The following is a 952-nucleotide window of genomic DNA, read 5'->3' as shown; positions in this document are numbered from 1 at the left end:
CGACGCCCTTCCGATCTAGCGAGTTGTCACCTGCCAAGTAGGCAGCTGAGAAGAGCAGTATCCGCCGCGCCCAGATCGCCTTGGTGTCACCTGCCGAGTAGGCAGCTGAGAAGAAGACTCGGGCCATTTTCGCTCCATTGCCCATGTCACCTGCCGAGTAGGCAGCTGGACATCGAGCCGACCAGGAAACGATTCGATGGACATCCTCGTCGGCATTGTAGATACGCCCTTGCCGCGGCACATTTATGTATCTACACTGTAGATACAAACGGGCATGAGGTGATCCATGGAACTCAAGATCCAAAAGTGGGGCAATAGCGCAGCAGTTCGGCTGCCTGTTGACCTGCTCCGAAAGTACGGACTGCACGATGGCGACTTGCTGGAGGTCGAGGAAGAGCCCAGCAAGCTGATCCTCAAGCCTGTCCCGGCAAAACCGAAATACACGCTTGAGCAGCTCCTGAGCCAGTGCGATCCCGACGCCCCCGAGCCTGAAGACCTGAAAGCCTGGCGCGACCTGGAGCCAGTAGGGCGCGAGGAATGAAGCGAACCAGGTTCAAGCGAGGTGACATCGTGCGCGTATGCCTCAACCCCACAGAGGGACACGAGCAGCAAGGGGACTTCCGACCAGCGTTGGTGCTGACGCCGGCGGCGTTCAATCAGTTCGGCACCGCGGTGATCGCACCCATCACACAAGGTAGTAGCTTTGCCAGGCACGCGGGCTTCGCGGTGACACTGACGGGAAACGGCACGCAGACACAGGGGGTGGTGTTGGTCAACCAGATCAGGACCGTGGACCTTGATGCTCGAGGAGCTCGGCAAGTCGAGTCAGCCCCTAGCCATATAGTGGATGACGCCCTTGCACGGGTGCAAACACTCTTCGAATAAGGAGGCAAGTCTTGTCCTATAGATTGATAACGAAAGGCTTTTGAACACCCATTTTCTGGCGATGACC

The 952-nt window shown here is 57.9% G+C and carries 2 protein-coding genes; both read left to right on the top strand.

All coding sequences use genetic code 11. The annotated features are described in order from the left end of the window. The first annotated feature begins 286 nt into the window (after positions 1–286). Positions 287–541 carry an AbrB/MazE/SpoVT family DNA-binding domain-containing protein gene (locus ACGTN6_RS20575; RefSeq protein ID WP_394594915.1) on the top strand — a complete coding sequence of 85 codons (255 nt, stop codon included), beginning with the start codon at positions 287–289 and terminating at the stop codon, positions 539–541. Then, on the top strand, positions 538–885 hold the full coding sequence (locus ACGTN6_RS20570; protein WP_394594914.1) for a type II toxin-antitoxin system ChpB family toxin: 348 nt from the start codon (positions 538–540) through the stop codon (positions 883–885). The genes ACGTN6_RS20575 and ACGTN6_RS20570 overlap by 4 nt, the downstream gene beginning before the upstream one ends. The last annotated feature ends 67 nt before the right edge of the window (positions 886–952 follow it).

The sequence above is a fragment of the Halomonas sp. B23F22_20 genome, from assembly GCF_043496985.1.
GTDB lineage: Bacteria > Pseudomonadota > Gammaproteobacteria > Pseudomonadales > Halomonadaceae > Halomonas.
Note: the sequence above shows the minus strand (reverse complement) of the source record. Positions and strands in the feature narration are given on the sequence as shown.

What these genes read in the sequence shown, in the direction of transcription:
- ACGTN6_RS20575 (WP_394594915.1), top strand. Translation starts at nt 287, where the DNA reads ATGGAACTCAAGATCCAAAAGTGGGGCAATAGCGCAGCAGTTCGGCTG.
- ACGTN6_RS20570 (WP_394594914.1), top strand. Translation starts at nt 538, where the DNA reads ATGAAGCGAACCAGGTTCAAGCGAGGTGACATCGTGCGCGTATGCCTC.